The organism is Bacteroides coprosuis (genome assembly GCF_020741705.1).
Classification (GTDB): domain Bacteria; phylum Bacteroidota; class Bacteroidia; order Bacteroidales; family Bacteroidaceae; genus Bacteroides_E; species Bacteroides_E coprosuis.
This window is the reverse complement of sequence record NZ_DYYK01000119.1, coordinates 1-6,949: the sequence shown is the minus strand read 5'-3', so window position 1 is coordinate 6,949 and position 6,949 is coordinate 1. Positions and strand designations below refer to the sequence as shown.

The 6,949-nt window shown below is 33.7% G+C and carries 6 protein-coding genes; 2 read left to right on the top strand and 4 right to left on the bottom strand.

From position 1 onward, the window contains the following. Nucleotides 1-1,004 precede the first annotated feature (1,004 nt). The 4 genes from K8V80_RS06620 to K8V80_RS06605 are packed head-to-tail and all read right to left on the bottom strand — an operon-like array spanning nucleotide 1,005 to nucleotide 5,611. The gene (locus K8V80_RS06620; RefSeq protein WP_006743841.1) at nucleotides 1,005-3,095 is read right to left on the bottom strand and encodes a M3 family metallopeptidase; all 2,091 of its coding nucleotides are present in this window, start codon (nucleotides 3,093-3,095) and stop codon (nucleotides 1,005-1,007) included. A gap of 25 nt (nucleotides 3,096-3,120) precedes the next feature. Then, nucleotides 3,121-4,212 carry an endonuclease/exonuclease/phosphatase family protein gene (locus K8V80_RS06615; protein ID WP_276776353.1) on the bottom strand — a complete coding sequence of 364 codons (1,092 nt, stop codon included), beginning with the start codon at nucleotides 4,210-4,212 and terminating at the stop codon, nucleotides 3,121-3,123. Nucleotides 4,213-4,218: 6 nt separating this feature from the next. Continuing rightward, nucleotides 4,219-5,127 carry a rhomboid family protein gene (locus tag K8V80_RS06610; protein ID WP_276776351.1) on the bottom strand — a complete coding sequence of 303 codons (909 nt, stop codon included), beginning with the start codon at nucleotides 5,125-5,127 and terminating at the stop codon, nucleotides 4,219-4,221. After that, on the bottom strand, nucleotides 5,102-5,611 hold the full coding sequence (locus tag K8V80_RS06605; RefSeq protein WP_423773066.1) for a rhomboid family intramembrane serine protease: 510 nt from the start codon (nucleotides 5,609-5,611) through the stop codon (nucleotides 5,102-5,104). The genes K8V80_RS06610 and K8V80_RS06605 overlap by 26 nt, the downstream gene beginning before the upstream one ends. Before the next feature lie 376 nt (nucleotides 5,612-5,987). Here K8V80_RS06605 and K8V80_RS06600 point away from each other — a divergent pair, with 376 nt between their 5' ends. After that, the gene (locus tag K8V80_RS06600) at nucleotides 5,988-6,260 is read left to right on the top strand and encodes an HU family DNA-binding protein (RefSeq protein ID WP_006743845.1); all 273 of its coding nucleotides are present in this window, start codon (nucleotides 5,988-5,990) and stop codon (nucleotides 6,258-6,260) included. Nucleotides 6,261-6,344: 84 nt separating this feature from the next. After that, nucleotides 6,345-6,949 (top strand): arginine--tRNA ligase (gene argS / locus K8V80_RS06595; protein ID WP_276776347.1); only part of this gene is annotated, 605 nt, incomplete at its 3' end.

Here is a 6,949-nt window from a genome sequence, read left to right as displayed (position 1 = left end):
AGCTTTCGCCATATAATGACTAGTAACCACAGAAAATGAGAGATAAAACGCACAAACTAGTGAGAGTAATCCCGCAAAAACTGCCGCAAAAACTGACAAATGTTTTTTGTTTTGCATTTTTACTTTTTTGTTTATGATTATTTTATAATTTATTATTTCTTAGATGTATACTACTTCAAGTTTGCAAATATAGCTTTTTTTTCACACTCATTTATAATGCACTGCCAAATATTTGATGAATAGACACTTTTGTTTTGTCTTTCATCTGTTATTTAGTGAAAAAGTGAGTGAAAGTGTGAAGGACTAATTCTAAATGTATAGATAGGTTAGAAACTTATTCTAGAGTTTCACGGAGGATAATTTGAGCATTGAGTATGCTTTCCTTTCAATGTTTTGATATTCATAGTGTTAGTCTTGTTCCAATAGAAATGTGTTTTTACTTGTGTTTGTTTTGGCACTAATATAAGTATAATATAGGGATGTCTCCGTATTCTTTATGTGTCTTTTCTTAAATGTTTATGTATTTAGATCTCTTTAGTAGTTGAGGATAGGGGTTTGTTGCTCTTAATATTTATGAGCATTCATGCGTTTTGGATAGATCAAGAAGTTTAATAATTTGTACTTTCTCGTAAGTAAGCCTTCACTATGTAATGTAGAGAGAAAAGTTTTTTAGATACGATGTTCTTAGCCTCTTTACTTCAGCCTATCTGTTTTGATTTGGAATGTAAATGTGCCCTTTTTTATTCAAAACAAGAAAGTTTAGTCGGGGTAGGAGTCAGATCTTTGACTAAGTCATGTTGTCCTCATAACACCGACATGAGTATGTCTTGACACCGACATGATGAAATCATGGCTCTGTAAGAATATGATTATCTTTACTTTAAAAAATAGTGCATATTGGAGAGGTTTTCTATTTTATTGATAGATGGATTCGATTATTTAGAAACAAAAAAAGAGCCTACCACAAAAGGTAAGCTCTTTCCAAAATTACTTAAAATGAGGTCTTATAATAGTCCTCTATCTTTTAGCATTGGTTCCAGCTGTGGTTCTGCACCTCTAAACTTAACATAAAGAGTCATTGGATCTTCGCTGTTGCCTTTTTCTAATACATTTTCTTTGAATTTACGAGCAGTTTCAGCATCGAAAATACCATTTTCTTTAAATGCTTGGAATGCATCAGCATCTAGGACATTCGCCCATAGGTAGCTGTAGTATCCAGCAGCATATCCACCTACGATATGTTTAAAATAAGTTGTTCTATATCTAGGAGGTATTTGTTTAAGCAAACCTAGTTTGTTCATTGCTTCATTCTCAAATGCTACAACGTCTAAGTTTTCATCTACTTCTGTAAGATTGTGTAGATTCATATCTAAAATAGCCGCAGCAAGAAGCTCTGTTACTCTGAATCCTTCGTTGAATGTTGCTTGTTTTTGAATTTTTTCAATTAATTCATCCGAGATAACTTCGCCTGTTTGATAATGTTTAGCATACGATTTTAATACTTCAGGTTCCATAGCCCAGTGTTCGTTGATCTGAGAAGGTAGCTCAACAAAGTCTCTAGCAACACTTGTTCCAGAGATTCCTGCATAATTACATTTAGTAAGTAAGCCGTGAAGACCATGGCCTAACTCGTGGAATAAAGTTGTTACTTCATCAAGAGTTAATAAAGAAGGAGTGTCTGCTGTAGGTTTTGTAAAGCTTGCAACATTACAAACTAATGGGCGGATATCGCCTTTTTGATCTCTATAAGTACTCATCCATGCACCGCCACTTTTACCTGCACGTGGATAATAATCTACATAGAATAATCCTACATGATTATTTTCAGAATCTTTTACTTCAAATACTTCAACATCAGTATTGTAAGTAGGAATATTGGTTAATTTGTTAAAGGTGATTCCATATAATTTGCTAGCGACAGCAAATGCACCTTCTCTTACATTTTCTAGTTTGAAGTAAGGTTTGATTTCACTTTCGTTTAAATTATATTTGGCTTCTCTTAATTTAGTTGTGTAATACCACCAGTCCCAACCTTCAAGTTGTTCGCCTTTGCCTTCTTTATCCATCATTTCCTGAAGTTCTTTTGCTTCAGCTTTAGCGTTAGGAAGTGCGTAGTCCCAAAGTTTAGACAAGAAGTCCATTACTGTTTGTGAATTCTTAGCCATATTCTCATCGAGAACAAAGTTTGAATAAGAGTCATAACCTAGAAGTTTGGCTTTTTCTAGTCTTAATTTTACGATGTTGGTGATAATCTCTTTATTGTTAAATTGATTATCATTATTCCCTCTATTGATATAAGCAGTAAATAGCTGTTGGCGAAGTTCTCTATTGTCCGCATTTTGTAGGAATGGTAGGCGACTAGAGTTGTGTAGTGTTACTAGCCACTTCCCTTCTTGCCCAGCAGCTTTAGCTTCTTCAGCAGCACTAGCAATATAGGCTGCAGGTAACCCTGCGAGATCTTCTTCCTTGTCTATGTAGAGCTTGTAATTATTGTCTTCACCCAACAAATTATTAGCAAATTTTAGACCTAAGCTCGCTAACTCTTTATTGATTTCTTTTAAGTGTGTTTTTTGTTCAGGGTTTAAGTTGGCTCCTGAACGAACAAATCCTTTGTAGGTATTGTCTAATAAGCGAAGTTGCTCAGTTGTTAAGTTTAAACTTTCTTTCTTTTGATAGACGTCATTCACTTTTTTGAACAAATCCTCATTCAGGTAGATGTTGTCACCGTGACCAGTCAACTTAGGCAATACTTTTTCTGATATGGCTTGCAGTTCATCATTGTTGTCTGCACTAGTTAGGTTGAAGAATACTCCTCCCGCTCTGTCTAATAGTGGAGAACTATTATCTAGGGCAACAATGACATTCTCGAATGTGGCTTCTTCTGGATTATCAATAATGGCTTTTATTAACTGGTTTTGTTCTTCAAAACCTTTTTCAAAAGCAGGTTCATAGTGCTCATTTTTGATTTGATCAAAGGGTGGAGCACCAAATTCTGTTGTAAACTCCGAAAGCAGTGGATTGTTGCTTTCAGTAGGAGTTGTTGAGCATGAATACATCATACAACTTGTAGCTAAAATAAATAGTGTCTTTTTCATAACTGTTAAAGCAGTTTTTTTAATGTTACTTCCTTGCGATATAACACCATATAGGATAATGATCAGAGTCTTTTATTGATTTATCCACCATGCAGTTATACGCTTTTAAATTTCTACTGATTAATATGTTATCTATTCGAAAATAGAATTTGTTTTGATTATAAGAAATTCCTAATCCTTTACCCGACTTGACAAATGCGTTGTCTAAAGTCTCCTCTAACAGCCTATTGGTATAGCATAGAGGTGAGTCGTTGAAGTCACCACACACTATAATGAAAGGTAATTTACTAATTTTAACGACATTATCCACCTTTTTAGCTTGTTTTTGTCTTATAGACGATGCCTCTACTATCTTTGAAACGAGACCCTTAGTATCTTTAACAATTTGCGTTTTATCCTCCATTTTTAAGATTCGCTCATATACCACCTTATCTTCCATTGTTATTTTATTTGACTCAAAGTGGTTATTGATAATGAGTGTTTTATTGCCATCAATATTAACTGTATATGCTATAGATCCATTATAAGCACTTTTATAATCAATTTTTGCAATATTCGAGATGGGATATTTAGAGTATATCGCTAGTTTGTTTCCCGAACCTCGATCTCCTACAGCTTGAATATTATGATAAGGATAACGCGATAGGGCTTTTTCTACATCTTGCTGAGTAACTTGTTTTTTATTCTTTGAAACATTGTATTCTTGCATGCAAATAATATCTGCATTACTCTTCTTAAGATATTCTAATATGTTATTCTTTCCATCCGCCTCTTTTTTAAATCCATTGAAGCTCATAACATTATAGGATATAATTTTTATAGCTTCTTGTGGTGGTTTCCTTTGGATATTATAAGGCGTGTACTTAAAGATTTGAGGTGCAATGATTAATAATCCTATGACAGAGTATTTCATTCCCTTATATTTGAAGATAAGCCAAAATAGAATAAATAGAATATTGACGAAAAGAACAATGGGAAATCCTAATCCCAAATTACTTGATATAGGAAAAAAGTCGGGATTAAGATAGGGGCTATAAGCTGTTAAAATAAGAATTAAAACAGCTACAATATTTAATACGATGAAGAAAGATAGAGTTAATTGAGATAATTTTTTCATAACAAGCTATTTACCTGCATCAAACAATTTCTTTTTCTCTTCCTCACTTAAGTTATTATAGCCTGATTCTTTTATCTTGTCTAAGATGCGATTGATTTCTTCTTCACTTGCCTTCTTCTGAGCATTATACTCGTATTCTTGAGTATGCTTTGTCTTGTTTTTATAGGCTACTTTGATTTTCTCTCTTTTTTTCGCTTTTGATCTGTTGTACTTATCTTTCACTAAAAAGGGAATATCAAGAATACAATTAATCCAATGAGTAATATCCCTACCTTTAGCTAGATTCTTTGCAAATAAAAATCCAGCAAAAGCTCCACCAAGATGGGCAATATGGCCACCAGGGTTTTCATTAATTATCATTAGAAGGTCAGTTAGAATAACAAAGAGAGCAAGATATTTTAATTTAATACTTCCGACAAATAGTAATTTCACTGATTGATTAGGAACACGGGTTGCTATGGCTATAACTATTGCCAACACCGCAGCTGATGCACCAATAAGACTCGCTATATGAGCACTCGGACGTAAAATTGGAAATATATAATAAGCCGATATAAAAAAGAGACCACCTATAATACCACCTAGGAAGTATAGACCCCTTAAATGTTTTGCAGAGTAAAAATTCAAGAAAAAACGGCCAAACCAATACAATAAAAGCATATTGAAGAAGAGGTGTAATAGCCCATCATGCATGAACATATAAGTTATTATGCTCCATGGTCTTGATGCTAGCTGAGGAAATGTAGCTGGCAGACTAGTAACATATTTTATAACTTCTGAGTTGAGATTGAATAAATACAGGAATAATTGAATAAATGCAGTGATTATAAATAACCCAGCATTTATAAAAATAAACTGTATGGCGATATTGCCGCTTTTAAACTTGATTTTAAGATCTGAAAGTAAATCTGTCATTTCCTTTTTTTCTCCAATATAGAATTAGAATTAAACCAAAAATCATACCTCCCAAGTGAGCGAAATGTGCTGTGTTGTCGCCAGGAGCATTACCAATACCAGAATATAGTTCTATAAGTGCATATCCGATTACAAAATATTTAGCTTTGATAGGAAAAGGAAAAGGTATGATGAATAATTTTTCATTGGGGAATAACATACCAAAAGCTAAAAGAATACCATATACAGCTCCTGAAGCACCTACTGTGTATGCTCTACTATTGTACACGCTACTTTTTACATAGTCTAGTCCTGCACCTCCCAAATCGGATAAGATAGATTGTACTTCAATAAATTGTACTAACTCTTGTATTAGACCCGCGCCAACACCGCAAACAAGAAAGTATAGAAGAAACTTTTTAGGACCCCATACTGTCTCTAAAATTCGTCCAAACATCCATAGAGCAAACATATTAAAGAATAAATGCGTAAATCCCCCGTGCATAAATATGTAAGTGAAGATTTGTGCTGGATTAAAACCATCACTCATAAAGTAGTGTAATCCTAAAAGAGCATTCAAATTAATACCATATGTTGAGGCTACAAATGTTCCAAAAAAGAAGAGTAAGTTGATAATAATGAGGTTCCTTGTTACTGTTGGCATGATATTTATTGACCTTTTATTTGTATTCTGAATAATTAATTAGCTGCAAAAATACAAATTTATTCTATTCTCTTGTTGAAAAAGACTTGTTATTGTCTATAAATAACTAACTATCGGGCTTTTAGTCTATATATTAATTTGTATTTAAGATTTGTTAGTATATATTTGTGAGAGAGTGAGATTTATTTTATTTTTTAAACACTAAACAAAAATTGCTATGAATAAAGCTGAGTTAATAAGCGCAATGGCTGAAAAGTCGGGCTTAAGTAAAGTGGACTCTAAAAAGGCTTTAGATGCCTTTATGTCTGTAGTTTCTGACACACTTAAATCAGGTGATAAAGTATCACTAATTGGTTTTGGTACATTCTCTGTTTCTGAGCGTAAAGCAAGAACAGGAATTAATCCAGCAACTCAAAAGCCTATCGAAATTCCTGCTAAAAAGGTAGCTAAGTTTAAAGCAGGCCTTGATTTAGCAGAAGCTGTTAAATAAGAGAGATTTAGCAAAGATATAGAGAAGGAGGCGAGTAAACGTCTCCTTTTTTTATATCTTTGTCTCAGAAAATAACAGCAAAATATGAGTATAGAAGAGAGACTTATTGATGCAGTCGTAAAAGGTATTAAAGAGCTATATGGAGCCGATGTGCCAGCCGCTCAAGTACAGCTGCAAAAGACTAAAAAAGAGTTTGAAGGACATTTGACAGTAGTTGTATTCCCTTTCTTGCGTATGTCAAGGAAAGCTCCAGAAGCTACAGCACAAGAGTTAGGGGAATATCTTAAAGCAAATGAGCCCATTATTAGTAACTTCAATGTGATAAAGGGGTTCTTAAATTTAATAATAGCTCCTTCTTGTTGGGTTGAATTACTGAATGATATACATGCCGATGCTCATTATGGCATCAAGGAAGTAGGTGAGGATTCTAAATTAGTGATGATTGAGTACTCTTCACCTAATACGAATAAACCTCTTCACTTAGGACATGTTCGTAATAATCTTCTAGGCCATTCTCTATCTAAAATTATGGCAGCAAACGGAAATAAAGTTGTCAAAACGAATATCGTTAATGATAGAGGTATTCATATCTGTAAATCCATGTTGGCTTGGGCTAAGTATGGAAAGGGTGAAACACCTGAATCATCAGGCAAAAAAGGAGACCATTTAGTAGGTGATTATTATGTGGC